The organism is Methylopila capsulata (genome assembly GCF_016907975.1).
In the GTDB taxonomy this organism is placed as follows: domain Bacteria; phylum Pseudomonadota; class Alphaproteobacteria; order Rhizobiales; family Methylopilaceae; genus Methylopila; species Methylopila capsulata.
On the sequence record NZ_JAFBCY010000001.1, the window covers coordinates 700670 to 723290 of the forward strand.

General features: G+C 70.4%; 23 protein-coding genes, 1 tRNA gene and 1 riboswitch. Of the genes, 4 read left to right on the top strand and 20 right to left on the bottom strand.

Annotation, left to right across the window (positions count from 1 at the left end):
• Positions 1–48 precede the first annotated feature (48 nt).
• From JOD31_RS03295 to JOD31_RS03320, 6 genes are all read right to left on the bottom strand, one after another.
• Entirely contained in the window at positions 49–939 is an 891-nt protein-coding gene (locus tag JOD31_RS03295) for a LysR family transcriptional regulator (RefSeq protein ID WP_024816270.1), read from the bottom strand.
• Positions 940–1040: 101 nt separating this feature from the next.
• Complete coding sequence (gene trxB / locus JOD31_RS03300) at positions 1041–2009, bottom strand: thioredoxin-disulfide reductase (RefSeq protein ID WP_204948864.1); 969 nt, start codon at positions 2007–2009, stop codon at positions 1041–1043.
• A complete protein-coding gene (locus tag JOD31_RS03305) occupies positions 2006–3019 on the bottom strand; it encodes a mitochondrial fission ELM1 family protein (RefSeq protein ID WP_204948865.1) in 1014 nt (337 codons plus the stop codon). Before JOD31_RS03305 ends, trxB begins: the two co-directional genes overlap by 4 nt.
• A gap of 59 nt (positions 3020–3078) precedes the next feature.
• Complete coding sequence (gene msrP / locus JOD31_RS03310) at positions 3079–4071, bottom strand: protein-methionine-sulfoxide reductase catalytic subunit MsrP (RefSeq protein ID WP_204948866.1); 993 nt, start codon at positions 4069–4071, stop codon at positions 3079–3081.
• 103 nt (positions 4072–4174) lie between these two features.
• Positions 4175–4696, bottom strand: a complete 522-nt coding sequence (locus tag JOD31_RS03315) for a DUF992 domain-containing protein (RefSeq protein ID WP_204948867.1) — start codon at positions 4694–4696, stop codon at positions 4175–4177.
• Between the two features lie 116 nt (positions 4697–4812).
• Positions 4813–6015 carry a pyridoxal phosphate-dependent aminotransferase gene (locus JOD31_RS03320; RefSeq protein WP_204948868.1) on the bottom strand — a complete coding sequence of 401 codons (1203 nt, stop codon included), beginning with the start codon at positions 6013–6015 and terminating at the stop codon, positions 4813–4815.
• A gap of 336 nt (positions 6016–6351) precedes the next feature.
• Positions 6352–6455: riboswitch (TPP riboswitch) on the top strand.
• On the opposite strand from JOD31_RS03320, the gene JOD31_RS03325 reads away from it, so the two are divergent.
• Positions 6446–7270 carry an ABC transporter permease gene (locus tag JOD31_RS03325; RefSeq protein ID WP_204948869.1) on the top strand — a complete coding sequence of 275 codons (825 nt, stop codon included), beginning with the start codon at positions 6446–6448 and terminating at the stop codon, positions 7268–7270. It overlaps the preceding riboswitch by 10 nt.
• 24 nt (positions 7271–7294) lie before the next feature.
• Positions 7295–8230, top strand: coding sequence for an ABC transporter substrate-binding protein (locus JOD31_RS03330; protein WP_204948870.1), 936 nt, complete (start codon positions 7295–7297; stop codon positions 8228–8230).
• Between the two features lie 244 nt (positions 8231–8474).
• On the opposite strand, the gene JOD31_RS03335 is transcribed toward JOD31_RS03330, so the two are convergent.
• From JOD31_RS03335 to JOD31_RS03355, 5 genes are all read right to left on the bottom strand, one after another.
• Complete coding sequence (locus JOD31_RS03335) at positions 8475–9722, bottom strand: molybdopterin molybdotransferase MoeA (protein WP_204948871.1); 1248 nt, start codon at positions 9720–9722, stop codon at positions 8475–8477.
• Positions 9719–11956: a selenide, water dikinase SelD gene (gene selD, locus JOD31_RS03340; RefSeq protein ID WP_204948872.1), complete on the bottom strand. Its 2238-nt coding sequence runs from the start codon at positions 11954–11956 to the stop codon at positions 9719–9721. The genes JOD31_RS03335 and selD overlap by 4 nt, the downstream gene beginning before the upstream one ends.
• Complete coding sequence (locus JOD31_RS03345; RefSeq protein ID WP_204948873.1) at positions 11953–12339, bottom strand: hypothetical protein; 387 nt, start codon at positions 12337–12339, stop codon at positions 11953–11955. Before JOD31_RS03345 ends, selD begins: the two co-directional genes overlap by 4 nt.
• Positions 12340–12419: 80 nt before the next feature.
• Entirely contained in the window at positions 12420–12887 is a 468-nt protein-coding gene (locus JOD31_RS03350; protein WP_204948874.1) for a hypothetical protein, read from the bottom strand.
• 222 nt (positions 12888–13109) lie between these two features.
• Positions 13110–13442, bottom strand: a complete 333-nt coding sequence (locus tag JOD31_RS03355; RefSeq protein WP_204948875.1) for a hypothetical protein — start codon at positions 13440–13442, stop codon at positions 13110–13112.
• Positions 13443–13523: 81 nt separating this feature from the next.
• On the opposite strand from JOD31_RS03355, the gene JOD31_RS03360 reads away from it, so the two are divergent.
• The gene (locus JOD31_RS03360; RefSeq protein WP_204948876.1) at positions 13524–14324 is read left to right on the top strand and encodes a hypothetical protein; all 801 of its coding nucleotides are present in this window, start codon (positions 13524–13526) and stop codon (positions 14322–14324) included.
• Between the two features lie 453 nt (positions 14325–14777).
• Here the strand turns inward: JOD31_RS03360 and JOD31_RS03365 are convergent, their stop codons facing one another.
• The 7 genes from JOD31_RS03365 to fdhE all read right to left on the bottom strand — a co-directional run bounded on the left by JOD31_RS03365 (position 14778) and on the right by fdhE (position 20494).
• Positions 14778–14999: a hypothetical protein gene (locus tag JOD31_RS03365; protein ID WP_204948877.1), complete on the bottom strand. Its 222-nt coding sequence runs from the start codon at positions 14997–14999 to the stop codon at positions 14778–14780.
• Positions 14980–15123 carry a hypothetical protein gene (locus JOD31_RS03370; RefSeq protein ID WP_204948878.1) on the bottom strand — a complete coding sequence of 48 codons (144 nt, stop codon included), beginning with the start codon at positions 15121–15123 and terminating at the stop codon, positions 14980–14982. The genes JOD31_RS03365 and JOD31_RS03370 overlap by 20 nt, the downstream gene beginning before the upstream one ends.
• 90 nt (positions 15124–15213) lie before the next feature.
• Positions 15214–15309, bottom strand: a tRNA-Sec gene (locus JOD31_RS03375).
• A gap of 9 nt (positions 15310–15318) precedes the next feature.
• A complete protein-coding gene (gene selB, locus JOD31_RS03380; protein WP_204948879.1) occupies positions 15319–17274 on the bottom strand; it encodes a selenocysteine-specific translation elongation factor in 1956 nt (651 codons plus the stop codon).
• A complete protein-coding gene (locus JOD31_RS03385) occupies positions 17271–18071 on the bottom strand; it encodes a tetratricopeptide repeat protein (RefSeq protein WP_204948880.1) in 801 nt (266 codons plus the stop codon). Before JOD31_RS03385 ends, selB begins: the two co-directional genes overlap by 4 nt.
• Complete coding sequence (gene selA / locus JOD31_RS03390) at positions 18068–19492, bottom strand: L-seryl-tRNA(Sec) selenium transferase (protein WP_204948881.1); 1425 nt, start codon at positions 19490–19492, stop codon at positions 18068–18070. Before selA ends, JOD31_RS03385 begins: the two co-directional genes overlap by 4 nt.
• 27 nt (positions 19493–19519) lie before the next feature.
• Positions 19520–20494, bottom strand: a complete 975-nt coding sequence (gene fdhE / locus JOD31_RS03395; protein ID WP_204948882.1) for a formate dehydrogenase accessory protein FdhE — start codon at positions 20492–20494, stop codon at positions 19520–19522.
• Between the two features lie 268 nt (positions 20495–20762).
• Between fdhE and JOD31_RS03400 the strand changes: the two genes are divergently transcribed.
• Complete coding sequence (locus JOD31_RS03400; protein WP_204948883.1) at positions 20763–20906, top strand: hypothetical protein; 144 nt, start codon at positions 20763–20765, stop codon at positions 20904–20906.
• Between the two features lie 104 nt (positions 20907–21010).
• On the opposite strand, the gene JOD31_RS03405 is transcribed toward JOD31_RS03400, so the two are convergent.
• Complete coding sequence (locus JOD31_RS03405; RefSeq protein ID WP_204948884.1) at positions 21011–21676, bottom strand: formate dehydrogenase subunit gamma; 666 nt, start codon at positions 21674–21676, stop codon at positions 21011–21013.
• Entirely contained in the window at positions 21676–22614 is a 939-nt protein-coding gene (gene fdxH, locus JOD31_RS03410) for a formate dehydrogenase subunit beta (protein WP_204948885.1), read from the bottom strand. The genes JOD31_RS03405 and fdxH overlap by 1 nt, the downstream gene beginning before the upstream one ends.
• Positions 22615–22621 lie beyond the last annotated feature (7 nt).

Here is a 22621-nt window from a genome sequence, read left to right on the forward strand (position 1 = left end):
GCTTTGGCTGGCGCCCCAAGGCGGCGGCCCTGAAGCCGTGAGCCTGCGTCAATAAGACCAGCGCTGCGCCTTCGCGAGCAGGAAGTCGCGGAACACGTTGATGCGCGCCACGTTCTTCAGCTCCTCCGGATAGACGAAGTAGGCGTCGAGCGTCGGCATCTCGGCGTCGCCGAGCACGCGGACCAGCTGCGATTCGGGCTCCACGAAGTAGTCCGGCAGCACCGCGAGACCGATGCCGCGCTCGCAGGCCTGCTTGATCGCCGCCACGCTGTTGATGACGAGGCCGGCGGGCCGCGGGCTCTTGGGGCTGCGGTTGGCCGTGATCAGCCAGTTGATGCTCTGCAGGAACGGCGGCACCGGGCCGCCGAACTCGATCAGCCGGTGGCTGTCGAGATCCGCGACGCTCGTCGGCCGGCCGTGCCGCTTGAGGTAATCGGTCGAGGCGCAGACGTGGTAGTGCACCGTGAACAGCCGCCGCTGGATCAGGTCGGGCTGCGTCGGCTGGCGCAGCCGGATCGCGACGTCCGCCTCGCGCATCGACAGGTCGAGCTCGTCGTCCGTGAGGATCAGGTGGAGCTGGATGTCGGGATAGAGCTCCATGAACTCGCCGAGCTTCGAGCTCAACCAGCCGGTTCCGAGGCCGAGCGTGGTGGTGACGCGCAGCACCCCGTTCGGCCGTTCCCGGCTGTCGGTGAGGATCGAGCGCGCCGCTTCGAGCTTCGAGAACACGTCCTGCGTGGTGCGGAACAGCATCTCGCCCTGCTCCGTCAGGATGAGGCCGCGCGCGTGCCGATGGAACAGCGGGACCTTCAGCTCATGCTCGAGCGCGGAGACCTGGCGGCTGACGGCGGACTGGCTGAGGCCCATGACCTCGCCGGCGCGCGTGAAGCTGCCTGCGTCGGCGGCCGCGTGGAAGATCCGCAGCTTGTCCCAGTCCATCCGTTCCCCCTCATAGGCCGGCCCGACCATGACGGCCGCCCTCCCCTTGGCTTCTCGGCTCGCCGCGTTCGTCGCGCCGCCGCGTCAGTCCGATCGTCGTGTCACGCGGCGTGCCGCGCGGCGTCTTCGGCCGCAAGGAAGCGCTCGGCGTCGAGCGCGGCCATGCAGCCCATGCCGGCCGCCGTCACGGCCTGCCGGTAGGTCTCGTCGGCGACGTCGCCCGCGGCGAACACGCCAGGAATGTTGGTGAAGGACGTGCCCGGCTTCACCGCGAGATAGCCGGAAGGCCGGGTGTCGACCTGTCCCCGGAACAGCTCGGTCGCCGGCGCGTGGCCGATCGCCACAAACACCCCGTCGCAGGCGAGTTCGCTCGGCTGGCCGGTCCGCGTGTCGACGAGCTTCACGCCATGCACCTTCGGAGGCGTCCCGCCGCCGAGGATCTCCGCCACGGTCGCGTTCCACACCACCTCGACCTTCGGGTGCGCGAACAGCCGGTCCTGCAGGATGCGCTCGGCGCGAAAACCTTCGCGGCGGTGCACGACGGTGACCTTGGAGGCGAAGTTGGTCAGGAACAGCGCCTCCTCGACCGCGGTGTTGCCGCCGCCGACCACCACCACCTGCTTGTTGCGGAAGAAGAAGCCGTCGCAGGTGGCGCAGGCGGAGACGCCGTAGCCCTTGAAATGCTCCTCGCTGTCGAGGCCGAGCCACTTGGCCTGGGCGCCCGTCGCGATCACCAGCGCGTCGCAGGTGATCGTTCCCGCGGACTCGGTCTCCAGCACGAAGGGCCGCCGCGAAAGGTCGACCTTCGCGACATGGTCGAACAGGGTATTGGTCCCCATCCGCTCGGCCTGGGTCTGCATCTGCTCCATCAGCCACGGGCCCTGGATCGGCTCGGCGAAGCCGGGGTAGTTCTCGACGTCGGTCGTGATGGTCAGCTGGCCGCCCGGCTGGAGGCCGGAGATCACCAGAGGCTCCAGCATGGCGCGGGCTGCATAGACCGCGGCGGTCCACCCGGCCGGGCCGGAGCCGAGAATGACGAGGCGATGGTGACGGGAGGGCGCTGAGCTCATTTCGGTCGTCCGTTCGTTTCGCGCGCGGCGACCGGTGCCTTCCGGTCGACGTCGCGCCGCAGGATGTCGCGCGTCGCGGCGAGCGCCTGGATCGCCCGGGCGATCTGGGGCGTCGAGTCCAGCGGCGGATAGGAGTAGCGCTCCAGCCGGCCGGAGAACGGCCGGATCACTCCGAGCGCCGTCAGCCGGTCCAGGAACACGCGCGTCTTCCGTCGTCCGCCTGAGGGCTCGAACACCAGCACCGGACGGCCCGTGGCCGCCGCCTCTCCCACCATATTGGTGGAATCCGCGGTCACCACGAGCGCTTCGGCCTGCGCCAGCAACGAAATGTAGGGGTTATCCCCCGTTCCATCCCAGAAGTAGTGGGCGAGCCGCTCAATCGCCAGAGCGAGCGGCTTCGGCGTGCGGCGCGAAGCGGTCGCCATCAGCACGGCCCCGTCGCTCTTGAGGCGGGTCAGGCCCGCGACCAGACGGTCGACGTCCTCGGGCGAAAACCGATGGTGGCGGGTGTCGCCGCCGAGCAGGACGGCGACGCGCGGGCCCGGGACGTCGGGGCCCACCAGCGGCGGCGCGCCGCGGGCGGCGGCCAGTCGGACCGCGTTCACCCGGTGCGGGCTCGTGGTCGAGACGACGACGTTCGGGCCGCGCAGCCGGTCATGCTCGGGAACCCAGACGACGTCCGCGACGCCCGCCCCCGCCCGCGCGTCGCGCAGAAACACGGTCAGCACCTTGCCGCCCGAGGCCGCCTTGATGCGCCTGAGGTAAGGCGCCGCCCGGCGTCCCGCCGCGATCACGACGTCGGGCCAACCATCGCCAGGCTTGGGAGCGATCGGGCTGCCCATACGGTCCGGGGCGTCCCGCGGGTCGATCGGCCCCCAGGGCGCAAGCCAGGACCACGGACGCCGCGGCGCGATGCGGCGGCGTCCGATGCGATCGGCGACCGCCTCCGCCACGCCGAGGCAGGGCTGCTCGTCGCCCGCCTTACCGTCGGTCAGGACCCATGCGCGCATGGCATGACTGTGCGGCGTGACGCGCGGAGACGCAAGCGACCGCGGCGCCGCAGAGGCCGTCACATGAACAGCTTTTCGCGCTCCAGACCTTTGTACAGCCCCGCCACCTGCTCGGCGTAGCCGTTGTAGAGCAGCGTCGGACGGCTTTCGTCGCCGCCCAGCACGCGCTCACGCGCCTGGCTCCAGCGGGGATGCGCGACCTGCGGGTTTACGTTGGCCCAGAAGCCGTATTCGCTCGGCCCCGCCGCCGCCCACAGCGTGTTCGGGCGAGTTTCCGTGAACTCGATGCTGACGATCGACTTCACCGATTTGAACCCGTACTTCCAAGGAACCACCAGGCGGATCGGCGCGCCCATCTGTTTGGCGAGTGGCTTGCCATAGGCGCCGGTGGCGAGGTAGGCGAGCTCGTTGGTCGCCTCCGCCATCGTCAGGCCCTCCACATAGGGCCACTCGTACAGCGGCGAGCGCTGGCCGCTCGCGACCTTCGGGTTCAGGAAGGTCGTCATCTTCACGTATTTCGCGGAGCCGAGCGGCTTCGCCCAGGCGACGAAATCCTTCATCGGAATCCCGCTCCACGGCAGCGCCATGCCCCAGGCTTCGACGCACCGGTGCCGGTAGAGCCGATCGTCCAGCGGAAGCGCCTTCAGCAGATCGTCGATCCCGATCTCGCGTGGCCGCTCGACCAGGCCGCTGATCTTGAGCGTCCAAGGCCGCAGCGGAAGCTTCTGCGCCTCGTCGGCGATGTATTTGCTCGTCCCGAACTCATAGAAGTTGTTGTAGTTGAGATTGACGTTCTCAGGCGTCACCGCACGGTCGAGCGCATAGGCGTCGTTGCGCTTGAACGGGTAGAGGCCGGCGGTCGGGTCCGTCTCCGGCGGGGCCGGCTTTTCATCGGAGCCGAACAGCCATCCGGCCTTCGCGGAGCCAGCGCCAAGAGTCGCGGCCGCTCCGCCCAGGGCGCCTGCGACAAGCGACCGGCGGCTCAGAACCAGATGCTCGGGCGTCGCCTCGCTCTCGCGAAGGGCCCAACTCGGCGTGCGCTTGATCAACATGGCGGCCTCGGCTTCGTCCAGTGGCGTCGGTCAGGCTACGAACAAAAACGGCCGGGCGTTACCGCCCGACCGTCAGCATGGTCTCACGACGTCGCGAACAGGCTCACACCGGGTCGAGCGTCAGCGCGGCGTAGCCGGCCGAGACGGCGATGCCGGTCTGACCTTCGAGACTGAGCGGCTGCAGCGACACCGTGGTGCCGGAGCCGCCGACCAGCAGGTTCGCGCCGCCGCCGATCAGCGCCGTCGCGCTTGCGGTCGCGCCGCGGTACTTGCCCGCGAGGTCGCCCGGTCCGATGTCGCTGGAGTGCGAAATCACCGCCCACTTCATGACGCTCGGGCCGGTCGCGCCGACATCGACGCCGACCGTCGAGATGTGGCCGAGGTAAGCGTCGACGGGATGCCGGGCGCCGATCGGCTTGTAGTCGCACGCGAGTTCGGTGTCGGATCCGAGGATCCAGCCGATGCCGCCGGGCGAGCGGCAGCTCAGGGTGCCCACCTGCACGCCGGACTCGGCGGGACGCTTGCTGACGACCACGGACGGATGGCCGAAGTCGGCGGCGGACGCCGCAGCGCCGGTCGCGACGAGCGCGGCGGCTGCGAGAGTGGTTTTGAGCCGGATCGACATGACGTTCTCCAGAACTTGCGGTCCCCACCGCCTAACGCTGCAGCGCAGGCGATGGTTTCTGTCCGCGACACGGCCTTTTACGCAGGTCCCGACGCCGCCCTGCGCGGGACGGCGTCTCAGCGCAGCGACGCGCAGAACCGCTGGATGCGGCTGCAGGCCTCCTCCAGCGTTTCGTCGGCCGTCGCATAGGAGATCCGGAAGTTCGGACCCAAGCCGAAGGCCGAGCCGTGCACCACGGCGACGCCCTCGCTCTCCAGCAGCTCGGAGACGAAGTCCTCGTCGGTCGCGATGACCTTTCCGGACGGTGCGGTACGGCCGATCGTCCCGGCGCAAGAGGGATAGACGTAGAACGCGCCTTCCGGCGTCGGGCAGTTCAGCCCGTTCGCCTGGTTCAGCATGGAGACGACGAGGTCGCGCCGCCGCTCGAAGGCGGTGCGGAAGCCGGGCAGGAAGTCCTGCGGGCCGCTGAGGGCCTCCAGCGCCGCCCATTGCGCGATGGTGCAGGCGCCCGAAGTCTGCTGGCCCTGCACCATCTCCATGGCCTTGATCAGCTTGTCCGGGCCGGCGGCGTAACCGATGCGCCAGCCGGTCATGCAATAGGCCTTCGAGACGCCGTTCATGGTCAGCGTGCGCTCGTAAAGCGCGGGCTCCACCTGCGCCGGCGTGGTGAACTCGAAGCCGCCGAACACAAGGTGCTCGTACATGTCGTCGGTCAGAATCCAGACATGCTCGTGCCTGAGCAGCACGTCGGTGATGGCCTTCAGCTCGGCCCGGGTGTAGGCGGCGCCCGACGGGTTCGACGGCGAGTTGAACAGCACCCACTTGGTCTTCGGGGTGATGGCGGCTTCGAGCGCCTCCGGGCGGACCTTGAAGTCCTGCTCCAGCGTGGTCGGCAGGAACACCGGCGTGCCGCCGTTGATCGCCACCATCTCGGGGTAGCTCACCCAATAGGGCGTCGGGATGATGACCTCGTCGCCGGGGTTCAGCGTGGCGACGAAGGCGTTGTAGAGGATCTGCTTGCCGCCGGTCGCGACCAGCGTCTGCGTCGGCTTGTAGTCGAGCCCGTTCTCGCGCTTGAACTTCTGCGCGATCGCCTCGCGTAAGGGGGCGATGCCGGCGACGGGCGGGTACTTGGTCTCGCCGCGCCGGATCGCGTCGATCGCGGCGTCCTTGATGTTCTGCGGCGTGTCGAAGTCCGGCTCGCCGGCGCCGAGGCCGATCACGTCCCGCCCCTGGGCTTTCAGGTCCCGCGCCTTCTGCGACACCGCGATGGTGGCGGAAGGCTTTACGCGTGAAAGCGTGTCGGCGAGGAAGGCCATCGGAAGGCTCCGTCTTCAGGCGAAAATGACGGCGGACCCTAGGCCGCGGCGCGGGCCGGAGGCAAGACGCGGCGGCGCATGGCGGTCAAGGTCTCCGCTCACGGGAATGGGCCGTCGCGCCTGCCCCGCCAGACCAGCGTCTCGCGGTCCCGTGATATTTCCGCGGCGCCCGCGGAACCAACCCCGCCGTGGGGCGTTCTGCGCCTGTGAACCCTCTACGACGGCCGAGCCTCCAACCCGGCCGAACGCATGAAACGCCGCCCGCGCCCCGGGCGGCGTTTTTTTTTGGCCCTCGCTCCCGTTGCGCGGCTCGGGGGGCTCGGCTAACGCTGTCGTCTCATCTCCATGGGGCGCCCACACCGGGCTGAGACGGCGGCGACGCCGGACCCATCGAACCTGATCCGGCTCATACCGGCGGAGGGATTGCGAGATGGCGGACGCCGCAGATCGGCTCGTCGCCCCCTTGTCCGACACGACCGCAAGGCCTCGGCGCGCCCTCATGGCGTTCGGACGGCTGGCGGCGACGCTCGGCGTCCTGATCGCCGCCTGGCAGGCCTTCGTCACCCTGTCAGGCACGCCGCCGTTCCTGCTGCCGCCGCCGGCCCGCGTCGGCGTCGCGCTGATCGAACAGTCCGGCTTCCTCGCCCGCCAGACGCTGACCACTCTGACCGAGATCGTCGGCGGGCTCGCGATCGGCGTGGCCGTCGGCGCGATCGCCGCGCTCGCCATCGCCGCGCTCCCCACGCTCCGCCGCTGGCTGCTGCCGCCGCTGATCGTGGCCCAAGCGGTCCCGGTGTTCGCGATCGCGCCGCTGCTGGTGCTGTGGCTCGGCTTCGGCCTGGGGTCGAAGCTCGCGATGGCGGCGCTGATCGTGTTCTTCCCCGTCACCTCGGCCTTCTACGACGGCCTGCGCCGGGCCGACCCGAACCTGGTCGACCTCGCCCGTCTCTACGGCGCCTCGCCGCTGAAGACCCTGCTGCTGATCCGCCTGCCCTCGGCGCTGCCGGCCTTCGGCACCGGGCTGAAGCTCGCCGCCGCGGCCGCCCCGATCGGGGCGGTGGTCGGCGAATGGGTCGGCGCGTCGTCCGGCCTCGGCTTCGTCATGATCCACGCCAACGCGCGGATGCAGACCGATCTGCTGTTCGCCGCCCTCATCATTCTCGCCGTGGTCGCCGCCAGCCTCTGGTTCGCGGTCGACTGGGCGATCGCCCGCTTGATCCACTGGTCGCCGGAGCACGGCCGCCGCGACTCCTGACCTCCGACACCGAGCCCGTCCCCGATGATCCGCCTCGCCCTCGCCTTCGCCGCCCTTCTGATCGCCGCGAACCCCTCGGCCGCCGCCGAGAAGCTGGTCGTGCTGCTCGACTGGTACGTGAACCCCGATCACGCGCCGCTGGTCGTCGCCAAGGAAGGCGGGTTCTTCGCCCGCCACGGTCTCGACGTGGAGCTGATCGCCCCCGCCGACCCCAGCCAGCCGCCGCGGCTCGTCGCCGCCAAGCAGGGCGACGTCGCGGTGACCTACCAGCCGGAACTGCACCAGCAGGTGGCAGCGGGCCTGCCGCTCGTGCGCTTCGCGACGCTCATCGACACCCCGCTCAACACCCTCATCGCGCTGAAGGACGGGCCGGTGAAGGATCTCAAGGACCTGAAGGGCAAGAAGGTCGGCTACTCCGTCACCGGCTTCGAGGACACGCTGCTGCTCGCCATGATGGAGACCGCGGGCCTGACGCGCGACGACGTCGAGCTGATCAACGTCAACTTCGCGCTCACCCAGTCGCTGCTGGCGAAGCAGGTCGACGCCGTCGTCGGCGGCTACCGCAATTTCGAGGCGACGCAGATCCGGCTCGCCGGCGGGGAGGCCAAGGTGTTCTTTCCCGAGGAGAACGGCGTGCCGATGTACGACGAGCTGGTGTTCGTCGCCCACAAGGACACGATCGGCGACGACCGCCTGAAGCGCTTCGTGGCCGCGCTCGAGGAGGCCACGACCTTCCTGCTGAACCACGACGCGGAGACCTTCGCGCTCTACCTCAAGGGCCACCCCGACCTCAACGACGAGCTGAACACGCGCGCCTGGGCCGACACCCGTGCGCGTTTCGCCAAGAATCCCGGCGCGCTCGACGCCCGCCGCTACGCGCGCTTCGCCGAATTCCTGAAGGCCAGGGGCATGATCAAGGAAACGCCGGCGGTTGGGACCTACGCGGTGGATGTGCGGTGAGGAGCAACCGTCATCCCGGACGTGCGCAAGCTCGATCCGGGATCGCGAGGCGGGTACCGCTCAAGGCTGAAGCCCGCACGGTGAAGCTGGTATCCCCGCCGGGTCGTTCCGGCCGTAGCGCCGGAACCCATCACCCCGCGGTGTCAGAGAAATCCACAAACGGCGGGGTTATGGGCCCCGGGACAAGCCCGGGGCGACGGCGGGCGTGGAACGCAGGTCGCGCGGCTGACGGGACGCGACCCCCTCACACCTCCAGCGCGGCCCGGAACGGCAAAAACCCGATGGCGTCGCCGGGCTTCACCTCGTCGTGGCCGGCCGGGATGACGGCCAGCCCGTCGGCGGCGATCAGCGGGGCGAGGCGGGCGGAGCCGCCGCGGCCTAGCTTTTCCACCCGCGGCAGCCCGGACGGATCGGTCCCGACCAGCGCGGCGGGAGCAAACTCGGTGCGGCCGCCGGGACCCTTCTGGCCGAAGGCGGCGACCGCGGACAGCGGCGCGAGAGGGCGCGGCTCCAGGCCCGCGAGCCGCTCCAGCACCACGCGGCCGATCAGCATCTGGCCGACCAGCGCCGCGAAGGGGTTTCCGGGAAGGCCGACCAGCGCCGCGCCGCCGACGCGGCCCGCGACGATGGGCTTGCCGGGTTTGAGCGCCACTTTCGCCAGCCCGAGCTGACCGCCCGCGGCCGCGACGGCGGCGGCGAGGTGGTCCTCCTCCCCGACCGAGGTCGCGCCGCTGGTCACCAGCGCGTCGCAGCGCCGGCCGGCCTCGATCAGCAACTGCGTCAGCTCCGCCGGGTCGTCCGGCGCGATGCCGTAGTCGATCACCTCGTGCGCCGGCGTCGACAGGATGCCGAGGAGCATCGGGCGGTTGGCGTCGTGGATGCGACCGGGCGTGAGCGGGCGGCCGTGCTCGATCAGCTCGTCGCCGGTGGAGAGCAAACCGATCACCACCTTGCGCCGCACGGCGACACGCTCGACGCCGGAGGCCGCCAGGATGGCGAGGTGGCGCGCGTCGATCAGCGCGCCGGCGGGGACCAGCAGATCGCCCGCGCTGACGTCCTCGCCGCGGCGGCGGATGTTCGCGCCCTGCTCCACCGCGGTGCGGAGCGCCACGACGTCGCCTTCGCGGGTCACGCGCTCCTGCATCACCACGGCGATCGCGCCCGGCGGCATGGGCGCGCCGGTGAAGATGCGGACCGCGTCGCCGGGCTTGAGCGTCTCGCGCGCGCCGGCCGAGCCCGCCGCGAGCCGGCCGCGCAGGACGTGACGCAAGCCGAGATCGGCCAGCGCGTAGCCGTCCATGGCCGAGTGGTCGAACGGCGGCAGCGGCGTCGGGCTCATCGTCGGCTCGGCGGTCACCCGTCCGCGCAGTTCCGCGAAGGGCAGCGTCTCCGCCCCGACCGGCCCGGCCACGAGCGCCGCAACCGTCGCCCGCGCCGCCTCGACTGAGAGCAGGCCGGGATCGGCGCAGAGATCGAGCGTGGTGACGGTCACGCCGCGGCGCCCGACACGAGGCGGATGTCCGGCCCGCCGTCGCGCGCCACGATCCGGCCGATGACGGCGGCCCCGGTCGCGCCGGCGGCGTGGAGCGCGGCGACGCAAGGCCCCGCCTGGTCTTCGGCCACGGCGGCCAGCAGTCCGCCCGAGGTCTGGGGGTCGAACAGCAGCGCCTTCAGCCAGGCGGGAACGCCCTCCCCGCCGCCAATGCGCGGCAGGTTCGCGAGCGTCTGGGGCAGCGCGGTGGAGGCGAAGCCGCGCGCGGCCAGCTCCGCCGCCTCCGGCAGCAGAGGCAGCGCCGCGGGGTCGATCTCGGCCGCGACCCCACGGCTGGCGTCGAGCATCTCGGCGAGGTGGCCGACGAGGCCGAAGCCGGTCACGTCGGTCATGGCGCGGCCGCGGTGGGTCCGCAGCACCTCGACGTCCGCGGCCAGCGGGCGGGCCATCTCCGCCCAGGCCGCCGCCATCGCCGCGGCCGGCGCCTGGGCGCGCATGTCGGCCGCGATCAGCACGCCGACGCCGAGGGGCTTGGTGAGCACGAGCCGGACGCCCGGCGTCAAACCGCCCTTGCGGCGGCCGTCGCCCTCCGCCAACCCGCCGGTCACCGCGAGGCCGAACGCGGGATCCGCGCCTTCGCCGGTGTGGCCGCCGATGATGGAGACGCCGAGCGGATCGAGCGCCGCGCGCGCTCCCGCCATCATCTGGTAGAGCGCCTCGGCCTGCTGGGCCGGGGCGTCCGGCGGAAGGGCGGCGATGGCGAGCGCGTAGGAGGGCCGCCCGCCCATGGCGAAGACGTCGCCGATCGCATGGACCGCCGCGATCTTTCCAAACAAGTAGGGGTCGTCGACCAGCGACTTGAAGACGTCGACCGTCTGGAGCTCCAGCGCGCCGTCGCTTCTCCGGATCACCGCCGCGTCGTCGCCGACGCCGAGGATGACCTCCTCCGACGCAAGACCCGGCCCCAGCCGCCGCAGCGCCGCGGCCAGCGGCGCAGGCCCGAGCTTCGCCGCGCAGCCGCCGCACCGCATCGCCGGCTCCTCGGAGACGGGCGCGGGACCCCGCACGCCGTCCATCGCCGGCGGGTCGCGGTACATCGCGATCCAGCGGCGGTCGATCCAGTCCTTGAGCGTCCAGGCCCAGCGGCCGGCGGCGGCGTAGCCGTTGCGGGTCGCGACCGCCGTGCCGTCCCCGCGGCCGATGAGGGAGAGGTGATCGGCCTGCGCGGCCAGAGGCTTGAGCGGCTTTCCTCGCGCGGCGCGTCGAAGGTTCGCGGCCAGCGCCGGCCCCTGTCGCACGGCGTAGACGCCGGCCTTGGGCCTGGGCTGGCCGAGGACGCCCGCGCAGTCGCCGACCGCGAACACGCGGTCGTCCGCGGGGCTCGTCAGCGCCGGCGTCACCGCGATGAAGCCGCCCACATCCTCAGGCAGCCCCAGAGCCGGCGTGATCGGGTGCGGCGCGGCGGCGGTCGCCATGAACACCGCCTCCGCGGGGAGGCGCCGCCCGTCGTCCAGCACGACCTCGCCCTCCTCCACCGCCGCGAGCCGCGCGGTTTCGTCGAGCGTGACGTTCGCTCGGGTCATCGCGTCGCGGAACAGCGCGGCGACCTTCTCGGGATAGCCCTGCAGCAGCGCGCCGCCGGCGAGAAGCGTGAAGCTGAAGGCTTGCGGGTCAAGCCCCGCCGCCTCGGCGTCGCGCCGGATGCGGCGGGCGATCGACAATGCGAGCTCGGTCCCCGCCGCCCCGCCGCCCGCCACTACCACGGACCGCGGACCGTCCGGCCGGAGGGCGGCCAGCCGGAACGCCTCGAACCGCGCGAGGAAGGTCGCGATCGGCTTCACGGCGATCGCGCGCTCGACCCCGGCGACGCCCTCGAGCCGGGGAGCGATGCCGACGTCGAACGACACGAGATCGTAGGCGATCGGCGGCCGCCCTTCGAGCAGCAGCCGGTTGTTCGCCCGGTCGAGCCCCGTCGCCGCGGCGCCGATCAGCCGCGCGCCGGTGGCGCGGGCGAGGCGCGCCAGATCGATCATGATGTCGTCGGGCTGGTAGAACCCGGCGATCAGGCCCGGCAGCATGCCGGAATAGGGCGTCGTGAGCTCCTTGGCGACCAGCGTCAGCCGCACGCCCTTTTCCGGCCGCATGGCGAAGGCGCGCAGCACGTGGACGTGGGCGTGGCCGCCGCCCACCAGCACGATGTCGGTCGTGATCGGCCCCTGCGCAGTCGTCTTCATGCCCCCGCCCCGTCTTCGTCGATCCGCATGCGCCGGCCCCGCCTGTCGAAGAAGGCGCCCTCGTTGAGCGCCAGCCGGTCGTCGTCGATCATCTGCTCCACGCGCCGCAGTTCGATCCGGGCGAGCGGGTCTTCGATCGGCCCGCCGTCGGACGAGGTCGCCGTGAAGAACGCGACCCCGTCCCAGGCGCCCGGCGCGGAGGCGAACAGTTTGCGAAGCTCCCGCCACGCCACCTCGTCGCCGATGACGTGCAGGAAGGTCGAAGCGACGGGCTTCGCGTCGTCGTCGGTGATCTCGACCAGCACGATCAGCGCGGTGAAGGCGCCGGTCTCGGCGAAGACCGCCTTCACCCAGGCGTCGAAGTCGAGGCCGTCAAAGGCCATGGCGGACCCCGACCGTGGCGCCCCGATCCAAAACGCGTCGTTCCGGACCACGTCCCGGAACCCGATTCCGCGCGGGAGCCTCAGAAGTCGACAAGCGGCGTCTCCGGCATGTAGCGGTCGAACAGTTCGGCGAAGGCGAGCCCCCGCGCGCCTTCGTACCAGCCTTCGAAGGCTTCGAGCGCCTGCAGCGTGGCGGCCCCCGCCTCTTCCGGCGGCAGCGCGCCCGTGCGGGCGTCGTGGATCGCGTCCGCCAGCGCCGTCAGCGCGTCCAGCACCGGCTTGCGGGCCTCGTCGATCTCCTCCCACTCAAGCTCGGCCGCCGCGGCCGCGCGCTGCGCGAGGTGGGACGCCTCGCGGTCCGGCGCCGCGACGTCGGCGTCGACGAGCGCCTTGAGGAAGGCATACCGGCGAAACGCGCGGCGCCGCGCGGTCTCGCGACGCGTGGTCTCCTCCGCCACGCTGGCGCGGAACCGCTTCTCCTCCGCGTCGGCCGCAAGCGCCGTCCGCTCGAGCGCGGCGAGGGCGTAAGGCCGGTCCAGACCGGTCATCGACTAGGGCCTCTCGTGGCTGCTGGTGGAAGAGAGTGGGACGCGAAAAACTGCACCCTCAACTCCAAGAAAATCAAGCGTTTCAGCCCTGCCCGGTGACCGGCGGTATACACGGTTTATCACCCTCGGCCAAGCGCTACTCCTTCGGCTGGAAGGGACGATCCTCCCACCGATAGATGCTCACGCCCCGGAGCCCGCGCGGGTTTGCTTCTGCCCACGCCTTCACGGCGCAGTCGGGACCACGAGCTTGGTCTGCCCGGTGGGGTGGAAGCAGTTCTTGCCGCTTCTCATGTAAAAATCACCGGCACCCTCGATCCCAATCCGACCTCCCGGCCGGCGATCCCTGATCGTGGTGAGGACGTACTGAAGGGTGTGGTACTGCGTGTGTCTTACGGCCGCCAGTGAGCCCTCGGGCTCAGTCCTGTAGTAGCGTTCGATGTCCTCTGGTGTCTGATCGATGCAAGGGGAGAGCGGTCGGCTTTTCATGTGCTCGTCAAGTTCGCGACGCCTGATCTTCTCCTCCTCGGTGGACGGCCGAATGTAGGGAAGTTTCATCGTTCTTCGCTTTCTACAATCTTGGCGAGCGCCGCGGTCTGAGACTACCCTAATCCTCGCGGACAGGGCGAAGGGCGCATTATGATCGAAACCATCATCGGGATCGTGTTCGCCGTAATCGGCATTGCAGTGGCGGTGCAAGCCAACAAAGAGCACATGGACGCCACCGGCGTTCCGATGCCGTATAGCAATGCCCAGCGCTGGATCAGGCGCAACGCGCGCAAGAAGGGCATCAGCGAGGATCAGGCCTACGCGACATGGCTCGCGTGGCATCAGAAGAACCGAGGCGTCACGCGGCATTCGGCCGGCCTCGCGCAGACGAGCACCACGGGCGTGACCGGGTACACGGCGAAAGAGCTTGCGAAGCTGCAACGCGATATGGCGGATCGCCGGCTGTCCGAGAGCGAGCTAAAGGCGCGGCGCGCGCAGGATGAAATTGAGCGGTGGCGGGAGGCGGGGAACCAGACCCGCATGCAGATTATCCGTGAGCAAAAAGAACGCGAAGCCCGAGAACTAGCTGAGCGGATCGCTAAGGCGCGCAAGGATGCTGAAGATCGGCTTCGCAAGCTGGGCTCCTCAGTGACGAAGCACGTGGAGCAAGGGGAGCGACCCTCCCGAATAGAGGAACTTCGCACGAAGCTCGGCGTATCGTTCGCAAATGTTGACCAAGGGGAGAGAGAGTGGCGAGAGCGCCAAGCGCGGGAGCACGCCGGCCGCGAGGCGATGAGAAGGACCGATGCCGAAGATCGGCCTCGCGATCCTCCCGTAGCCAGCGAGCCCCAGGAGCCCGAGCAGCGGCGCTCCCGAATAGAGGAATTGCGCGCGAAGCTCGGGGTGTCGTTCGCGGACAACACTGGCGAGAGAGGTGCGCCGTGCATTTGATTTCGCGGCGTCGCCGGTCGCTCCCGCGCTTAACTTATCGGCCCTAGTAGATCATGACGCGGATCAACATGCTCTACTTTTTACTGATTTTTATTAGGGAATTATAGTATGGTCACTAATATCTATATAGATATATTTTGGCAATGGGTGCCTTTTATCGCCCTTATATTGCTTTGGTTGGCAGGCTCGTTTCTGATCGGTCGCTCGAAATGGTCTAAATCAGATACCATAAGGAGCGAGCACGTATTTTCAGCGCGCGGCCTATTGTCATTAATATTGGTAATGTTGTGCGCTGCTAGTGTCTACGTATGGCTTTACCGCCCAGCGGAAGCTATTGACTACATTCAAATTTCGATGATTTTCGCATTTTTATCTATCGTCTATTTTTTGAATAGGTGGCTGTCGGGCTATAAGATTAAATAATATTGTCAAAGTATCGAACGCTGTTGATGATCAATAGGCATCGTCGGCGATCATGCCGCCGGGGCGTCGCTCCTGCATGTACCAATCGGCGATTTCCGAGCGCAAGGCGTCGCGAACCATCTGTGCGGTCTGCTTGCCGAAAGCGGTGTCCTTCTTGGGTCGCCGGACGAAGACGGCATGGTGAAGTTGATATCCCCCATGTTGACGGTGCTGCCGCCGGCCTTCCCGCCCATCAGGCCCTTCGATCCGCACGGCCCACGTAGCCGCCGTCCGCGAACCTCGGGACCATGCCCGAGTTGATCGCGTCGAGCATCGGCCGGTGCTCTTTCGTGGCCTGCGCGTTTACGACGAACTCGCCGTTGGACAGGCGGGCCATGATTTCGTCGGAGCGGGGGCCGCCGGGACCGGAGACGGAGCCGCCGGTGGCGAAGGCCGGCGTCTTGAAGGCTCAGCGACTAGGGGCTGCTGGTGGAAGAGAGTGGGAGTCGAACCCACCGGAGACCGGCTGACGGCCCCCTCCGGCTTTGAAGGCCGGCCGCCCCACCGGGGACGCTTCTCCTCCGTGACGCGTTCACGCCTCGCTTTGCTCCGTCACGTCCTTGCGGCGGAACAGGTCGCGGCGGCGGCGGTTGATGCGCCGTTCGTCGCCGCGGCGGATGGTGACGCCGTGGCGGTCGAAGAACTCGAGAATCTGTATGGCGACCTTGCGCCCGTTGTCGAGCCTGTCGCGGAAACGTGCGGCGGTGAGGACGCCCGCCGGGTCGTCGGCCGCGGCAGTCTCCGCCACGTCGACCATCTCGGCGGTCGTCTCGCGCAGGAAGAAGTGGTCGTGGGCGATCTCGTCCACGCGGCCGAGACGGCCGACGAGCTTGAGCACGCGGCGGACGTCCGCCTCGCTCTCCCCAAGCTCCGCGCCGAGGTCGCGCACCCGCGGAGGGCGGAACCGCAGGTCGCCGGCGAGCCGCGGCGCGATCGCCTCCCACAACTCGTCGTCGACGGGCGCGAGCCGGACGACGTGGCCCGGCAGCCGCGTCCAGGCGCCCTCCACCGCCACCGCGCCCGCGCGCTGAAGCGCGGCGAGCGCGGCGAGGAACGCCGGCGCCGGCAGCCGCGGCTCGGCCGCGAGGCGCAGCCGCTCCGCCCCCATGCCCTGCAGATCCGGATTGTCGGCGTGATAGGCCGCAAGGGTCTCGGCGACGGAGGCCGCGAAGGCGCGCCAGGCCTCGCCCGCCACGGCGACGGTTCGCCCCCTGCCCGCGGGCAGGCGCACGAGGCCGAGCCGCGCGACGACGGCCGCCATCTCTCCGGCGGGCGCGTTGCGGTCGCGGGCGAAGGCGTCGAGGTCGACGGCCTGCGGGGGCGCGGCGAGGAGGGCCGCGAGCGCATGGCCGTGGTCGTCGTGGGCGAGCGCCTCCAGCTGCGCCGTCCGCTCCGGCGACCGCCGCCGCCGCGACGGCCCCCGCAGGTCCAGGATGCGCCCGCCGGCGATGGTGCGGGCGCCGCCGACGTCGCGCAGCACGAAACGGTCGAGGGCGATCGCGGCAAGCGGCCGGTCCAGGACCAGCTGCGCGCGCGCCGTCGCGCCCGGCGGAATGGCGTCGCCGTCGATCGGGACCACGCGGGCGGCGATCTCGGCCGCGCCGTGGTGCAGCCGCGCCGGGCTCCAGGCCACGAGCGGACGCGGCTCGGTCGACAGCAGGGTCAGCTCCACGTCGAGCCGATCGGTCGGCGCGTGCAGCTCCGCCGCCTGGACGACGTCGCCGCGAGACATCGCGTCCTTCGTCACGCCGGGACCGACAAGGTTGAGCGCGCAGCGCTCGCCCGGCCGCCCCTCCTCCGCCGGCTGGTTCTGCGCGTGGATCGCGCGCACGCGCGCCTCCAGCCCCTGGGGCGAGACGACCACCGCGTCGCCCACCCGCACCACGCCGTCGCGCACGGCGCCGGTCACCACCGTGCCGGCGCCGGGCAGCGTGAAGCTGCGGTCGATCGACATGCGGAACCGGCCCGCCGCGGGCCGCTCGGGCGTCTCCGCGCGGGCCGCGTCCAACAGCGCGAGCAGCGACGCGATCCCCTCGCCCGTCACGGTCGAGACCGGGACCACGGCCGCGCCGTCCAGCCTCGTCCCCGACAGCAGCGCGGCGACCTCGATCTCGGCCTCGAGCCGGCGGTCGTCGTCGACGAGATCGACCTTGGTGAGGGCCACGGCGCCGCGCGAGACGCCGAGCATGTCGACGATGGCGAGGTGCTCCCGGGTCTGCGGCATCGGTCCGTCGTCCGCCGCCACCACCAGCAGCACGAAGTCGATCCCGCTGGCGCCCGCCAGCATGTTGCGGACGAAGCGCTCATGGCCGGGAACGTCCACGAAGCCGAGCGTCGCGCCGTCCGGCCGCGGCAGATAGGCGAAGCCGAGGTCGATGGAGATGCCGCGGGCCTTCTCCTCCTTCAGCCGGTCGGTGTCGACGCCGGTCAGCGCCCGCACCAGGGCCGACTTGCCGTGGTCGATGTGCCCGGCCGCGCCGACGATCACCTCGACGGCGCGTCCATGGGCGCGTGGGCGGAGGCCTCGGCCCGGCGGGCCTCGTCGTCGGTCAGGGCGGCGCGGACCGCGCCCAGGAAGGGCGTCGCCAATCCGCTGCCGCCGGCTTCGGCCCTGAGCAGCCAGCCGAGCGCCGCCGCGTCGTCCTTCGCCACACCCTGGCCGAGATGCAGCGCGGCCCCCAGCATCGCCTGCCCGTCCGCATCGCCCCGTCGGGCGGCCTCGGCCCACCAGCTGGCGGCCTCCGTCTTGTTGCGCTCCATCCCGAGCGCGTTGTTCGCCATCAGGCCGAGCCGCGTCATGGCGCTCGCCACGCCGTTCTCCGCCGCGGCCAGCGCCCAGTGGCGCGCTCCGGCGAGATCCTGCGGGGCGCCCTGCCCCTCCAGCAGCATCCAGCTCAGCATGTCCTGGGCTGCGGGGTCGTCCTGCTCGGCGGCCTGGCCGTAGAGCGCGAGCGCCGCGGCGTCGTCCTGGGGGACGCCCTCGCCCTTGAAGTGAAGGGCCGCGAGATTGCGCCGACCGACGGCGTCGCCCGCGCGCGCCGCCTTCGCGAACCACTCCGCCGCCGCCGCAGGATCGCGCGCCACGCCGAGCCCTTCCGCGTAGCAGGCGCCGAGATTGCTCTGCGCCCGCGCCACGCCCTCATCGGCCAGCACGCGCCAGAGGGCGACGGCCGCGCCATGGTCGTCGGCCTGCGCGGCCTCGAACGCCTGCGACAGGCGCTCCTCCACGGTCTTCGGCGGCGGCGGAGGCGCGAAACGCGCCTTGATGCGATCGATCCAGCTCACGCGGCGGCTCCTTCTCGCGCTGAGGCGAGTTCCGCCAGCATGGCGTCGAACACGGCCTCGTCGTCGAGGCCACGCAGATCGAAGATCAGGCGATCGTCGGCGATGCGGCCGATCACAGGGACCGACAGCGCGCGAAACGCCGCCGCGAGCTCGGTCAGCGCCGAGCCGGCGCGCTTGCCCTCGCTCGCGGACACCGCGAGACCGCCGCTCGGGATCGCCGCGAGCGGCAGCGCGCCCGAACCGATCTGGCTCTCGGCGTCGACCACCGCGACCGCGAACGCGGGGCCGACCGCGCGCGCGAGCGCCGGCGCGAACCGCGCGGCGAGGGTCTTGAGCGCATCGGCGGGCCGCGTCAGCAGCGCGAGCGTGGGCAGCCGCCGCGCGAGACGGTCAGGATCGCGGTAGAGCTTCAGCGTGGCCTCGAGCGCGGCGAGCCGAAGCTTGTCCAGCCGCAGCGCGCGCTTCAGGTGGTTCTTCGCGAGCCGCTTCACGAGATCGGCCCGGCCGACGACGAGCCCGGCCTGAGGGCCGCCGAGCAGCTTGTCGCCGGAGAAGGTGACGAGGTCGCCGCCGTCCGCCACCGCCTCTTGAACCGTGCGCTCGCGCTGCAGGCCGTAGGCCGAGAGGTCCACCAGCACGCCCGAGCCGAGGTCGTCGACCAGCGGCAGCTGGCGCTCGCGCGCCAGCGGCGCGAGCTCCTTCGCGGCGACCTCCTTGGTGAAGCCTTCCACGCGGTAGTTCGAGGGGTGGACCTTCATCAGCAGGGCGGTGTCGGGACCGATCGCCTCGGCATAGTCGGCAAGATGGGTGCGGTTGGTGGTTCCCACCTCGACCAGCCGACAGCCCGCGCGCGCCATGATGGAGGGCATGCGGAAGGAGCCGCCGATCTCGATCAGCTCGCCGCGCGAGACGATCGTCTCCCGGCCTTCGCTCAGCGAGTTCAGCGTCAGCAGCACGGCGGCGGCGTTGTTGTTGACGGCGACGGCGTCCTCCGCTCCGGTCAACTCGCGCAGCAGCCCCCGCACGTGGTCGTCGCGCTCGCCGCGCTGGCCGGTGGCGACGTCGAACTCGAGCGCGGTCGGGGAGCGCATGGCGGCGGTGACGGCGGCGATCGCCTCCTCGCTCAGCAGCGCGCGGCCGAGATTGGTGTGCAGCACCGTGCCCGTCAGGTTCAGCACGCGCCGCTGGCTCGGCGCGTCGTCCGCCTCCAGCCGCGCCGTCGCGACAATCGCGATCCGCTCCACGGACACGTCCACCGCCGCGCCCGCGAGCCAGGCGGACCGCGCCGCGGCGAGGCTCGCGCGGACCGCGGCGACCGTCGCCACGCGCCCGTAGCGCTCGATCGCGACGGCCGCCTGCGGCGCCGCGAGGACGCGGTCGACGGCGGGGAACGGCGGGCGGGCGGAAGGGCTGTCGTCCATGCGGTCGGCGCGTCCTGACGGAATCGATCAGTACCCCAGAAGATAGGGGTTGAACGCCGCCCGCGCCCAGCCCGCTTCCCGGACCTTAAGGTCAAGGCCCAACGTGGCGACGTCGTCCGCCACCGGATCCATCGCGGGATCAAGATGTTGATGGAATATCTTCAGATAGAGCCCGCACGCGTCGCAACACTCGGCCTTGGCGGTCGCTTCGTCCTTGCGCGCCCGTCCGGTCGGGGCCTCGCCTTGCGCGTCGGCCAGCGTTTCGCCGTCCTCGGACAGTGCGTGGTACGAGATCTTGTCGGTCGCGTCGCAGGCCACGCATTTGATGCGGACGTGGTTCCAGAGCGTGCCGCAGAGGCTGCAGGCGACGTAGCGCGAACCGTGCGCGCTCGACCAGCCGACCACGAGGCTCGCGACCGGCGGGCCGCCACAGGCGGGGCAGGCGCCGACGCCGACCGACTGCAGCCGAGCGACGTCCAGACGGGACGCGAGCCGGGCGAAATGAACCTGCAGCGCGGCGGCGGCGAAGACATGTTCGGCCAGCGTCTCGAGCGAGGTCGCGGTCTCGATCACGTCCACCAGCAGGCGCTCCCGGAACGCCCGGTCGCCGTCGGCGATGCGCCGGCGGGCGGCGGCCGCCTGCTCCGGCATCGGCAGGGTGGCGACCGCAGCGACCAGCCGCTCCAGCGTCGCATGCGCCGCCTCGTCCACGTCGAAGCGCGCGCGGTCGATCGGCGGCATGCCGAACTCGAAGGCGCGGTCGAGCGCGTCTCCCGCAGGCAGCTTCGGCTCCGGCAGATCGGCCGCGACGTCATGCTGCGCCCGCGCGATCCCGGCGAGGAACCGCAGGTAGGCGTCGAGCGGATGGCCCGGCGCCAGCGTCTCGAAACGCGCGACGCGGTCGGCGAACAGCCGCGCCAGATCGGGCGCGACCGCGAAGTCGGGCTTCGCGACCGCGCCGACGTCGATCGGCGTCGGTTCGATGGAGGCGGGACCGGCCATGGGACACTCCGAAACGCAGGCGACAGGGGATGCTATCACGCAGGGGGATTGGAAGAGGCGATCGTGCTCGGAGAGCAGGCTTCCGCGCCGGATCTCGCGGTCGACGCGTCGAGGCGGCCGAGCCCAGGACGCCGGGCCTCAGGCGCGACGTGCACCGCGCACGCATCAGCCATGCTTAGACGAAGGTTTAATACGGCGCACTGGTATGCCAAATACCAAGCATCGAGTTCACCGGACGCGGCAAACGTCCCAAACCGAGGTGCAGACCATGACCGCCATTCTCGTCGATACGTTCTCCGGCTCCGCCTTCGGCGGCTTCCTGTCCCGCTTCGTCAGCGAGTTCGAGGCCTTCTTCGAAGAGCAGGGCCGCGCGCTCTATCACGCCCATCGCGACTACCCGTTCGGTCTCTAAGCCGGACGTCACGTCCGCCGCTCATCGTTGAGCGGCCCTGAGGCTTGAGCGGCCGGACCTCGTCGAGGTCCGGCCGCTTTGCATTCAGCGATGGCGCGACCAGCTCAGTCGTGGGTTTCGCCCTTGGCTTCCTGCCGCAGCCACTTGCGGTGATGACGCCAGGCCCAGCCGCCGGTGACGCGGCCTTCGGTCATGCCGCGGATCGACCCCTTGACCCAGATGCCGGCGTAGACGTGCACGATGATCAGCAGGATCGCCGCGATCGCCGCGAGCGAGTGCACCAGCGCCGCAAGACGGTTCGTGCCGATGCTGACGAGCCCGTGGAAGTACTCGTCCCAGATCACGAGGCCGGTGGCGAACAGCACCACGATGAGCAGCGCAGTGCCCCAGAACACCATTTTCTGGCCGGCGTTGTATTTGCCGAGTTCGGGGAGCTTCTCCTCCTCGCCCTTCACCACGTCGCCGATCTGCTTAGTCCATTGAGTGTCGTCGCGGTTCCAGAGGTTGTGGCTCCAGAATCGAACGAACAGGATCGCGAAGCTCGCGATCAGCACCACGCCGAGCCAGGGGTGGAACGCCCGGGTGTTCGCCCCGCCGCCGAACAGGTCGGTGAGGAAGAACAGGCTCGGATGGAACAGCGCCAACCCGCTCAGAGCGAGCAGGGTGAAGGTGGCGGCGGTGATCCAGTGGTTGACGCGGGCGGAGGCCCCGTAGCGCCGGACCTCCGTCCGCTCGACCATGATGGGACGACGTTCGATCTCGACGGCCATCAGAGCGTCCTCGTCTCAGGCGTCGGGCCGGACCGAGCGCCCTCCTCCGCAAGATCCGCGGCGTTCTCCTCGTCCGTCTCAGACACCCGGTTCGGCCCCACAACGGTGTGGTGGAAGAACGCGCCGACGGCCGCGAAGGCCAGCGCGCCGAGCGCGAGGATCTTGCCCGTCCCCTTCCAGGCCGAGACCAGCGGGCTGATCTGCGGATCCTTCGGCAGGCCGGCGTAGATCTCCGGCTTGTCGAGGTGGTGCAGCACGTACATCACATGCGTGCCGCCGACGCCGGCCGGATCGTAGAGACCCGCGTTGGCGAAGCCGCGGGACTTGAGGTCGGTGATGCGGCGGTCCGCCTGCTCCTTCATGTCGTCCTTGGTGCCGAACATGATGGCGGCCGTCGGACAGGCCTTGGCGCAGGCCGGGCCCTGGCCGACCGCGACGCGGTCGGAGCACAGGGTGCACTTGTAGGCCTTGCGGTCGACCTGGCTGATGCGCGGGATGTTGAAGGGGCAGCCCTTCACGCAGTAGGCGCAGCCGATGCAGTTCTCCGACACGAAGTCGACGATGCCGTTCGTGTACTGGACGATCGCCCCCGGCGACGGGCAGGCTTTGAGGCAGCCGGGATCGGCGCAATGCATGCAGCCGTCCTTGCGGATCAGCCACTCGAAGTTGCCGGTGTCCGGATTGTCCCATTCGCTGAAGCGCATCAGCGTCCAGCTGTTCGCCGTCAGGTCGTGCGGGTTGTCGTAGACGCCGGTGTTGACGCCCACCTCCTCGCGCAGGTTGTTCCACTCGAGGCAGGCGGACTGGCAGGCCTTGCAGCCGATGCATTTCGACACGTCGATCAGCTTCGCCACCTCGAGCCCCGTCGACCGAACGGCCGGCGGGGTCGAGGTGGAGGCGGAGCGGCGTTTGATGTCGAGGGACTGATACGAAGCCATAGTGTCA

Bases quoted from the DNA above. Each gene is read 5' to 3' on its own strand.
- JOD31_RS03295 (WP_024816270.1), bottom strand. From the start codon at position 939: ATGGACTGGGACAAGCTGCGGATCTTCCACGCGGCCGCCGACGCAGGC.
- trxB (WP_204948864.1), bottom strand. From the start codon at position 2,009: ATGAGCTCAGCGCCCTCCCGTCACCATCGCCTCGTCATTCTCGGCTCC.
- JOD31_RS03305 (WP_204948865.1), bottom strand. From the start codon at position 3,019: ATGCGCGCATGGGTCCTGACCGACGGTAAGGCGGGCGACGAGCAGCCC.
- msrP (WP_204948866.1), bottom strand. From the start codon at position 4,071: ATGTTGATCAAGCGCACGCCGAGTTGGGCCCTTCGCGAGAGCGAGGCG.
- JOD31_RS03315 (WP_204948867.1), bottom strand. From the start codon at position 4,696: ATGTCGATCCGGCTCAAAACCACTCTCGCAGCCGCCGCGCTCGTCGCG.
- JOD31_RS03320 (WP_204948868.1), bottom strand. From the start codon at position 6,015: ATGGCCTTCCTCGCCGACACGCTTTCACGCGTAAAGCCTTCCGCCACC.
- JOD31_RS03325 (WP_204948869.1), top strand. From the start codon at position 6,446: ATGGCGGACGCCGCAGATCGGCTCGTCGCCCCCTTGTCCGACACGACC.
- JOD31_RS03330 (WP_204948870.1), top strand. From the start codon at position 7,295: ATGATCCGCCTCGCCCTCGCCTTCGCCGCCCTTCTGATCGCCGCGAAC.
- selD (WP_204948872.1), bottom strand. From the start codon at position 11,956: ATGAAGACGACTGCGCAGGGGCCGATCACGACCGACATCGTGCTGGTG.
- JOD31_RS03345 (WP_204948873.1), bottom strand. From the start codon at position 12,339: ATGGCCTTTGACGGCCTCGACTTCGACGCCTGGGTGAAGGCGGTCTTC.
- JOD31_RS03350 (WP_204948874.1), bottom strand. From the start codon at position 12,887: ATGACCGGTCTGGACCGGCCTTACGCCCTCGCCGCGCTCGAGCGGACG.
- JOD31_RS03355 (WP_204948875.1), bottom strand. From the start codon at position 13,442: ATGAAACTTCCCTACATTCGGCCGTCCACCGAGGAGGAGAAGATCAGG.
- JOD31_RS03360 (WP_204948876.1), top strand. From the start codon at position 13,524: ATGATCGAAACCATCATCGGGATCGTGTTCGCCGTAATCGGCATTGCA.
- JOD31_RS03370 (WP_204948878.1), bottom strand. From the start codon at position 15,123: ATGGCCCGCCTGTCCAACGGCGAGTTCGTCGTAAACGCGCAGGCCACG.
- selA (WP_204948881.1), bottom strand. From the start codon at position 19,492: ATGGACGACAGCCCTTCCGCCCGCCCGCCGTTCCCCGCCGTCGACCGC.
- fdhE (WP_204948882.1), bottom strand. From the start codon at position 20,494: ATGGCCGGTCCCGCCTCCATCGAACCGACGCCGATCGACGTCGGCGCG.
- JOD31_RS03400 (WP_204948883.1), top strand. From the start codon at position 20,763: ATGACCGCCATTCTCGTCGATACGTTCTCCGGCTCCGCCTTCGGCGGC.
- JOD31_RS03405 (WP_204948884.1), bottom strand. From the start codon at position 21,676: ATGGCCGTCGAGATCGAACGTCGTCCCATCATGGTCGAGCGGACGGAG.
- fdxH (WP_204948885.1), bottom strand. From the start codon at position 22,614: ATGGCTTCGTATCAGTCCCTCGACATCAAACGCCGCTCCGCCTCCACC.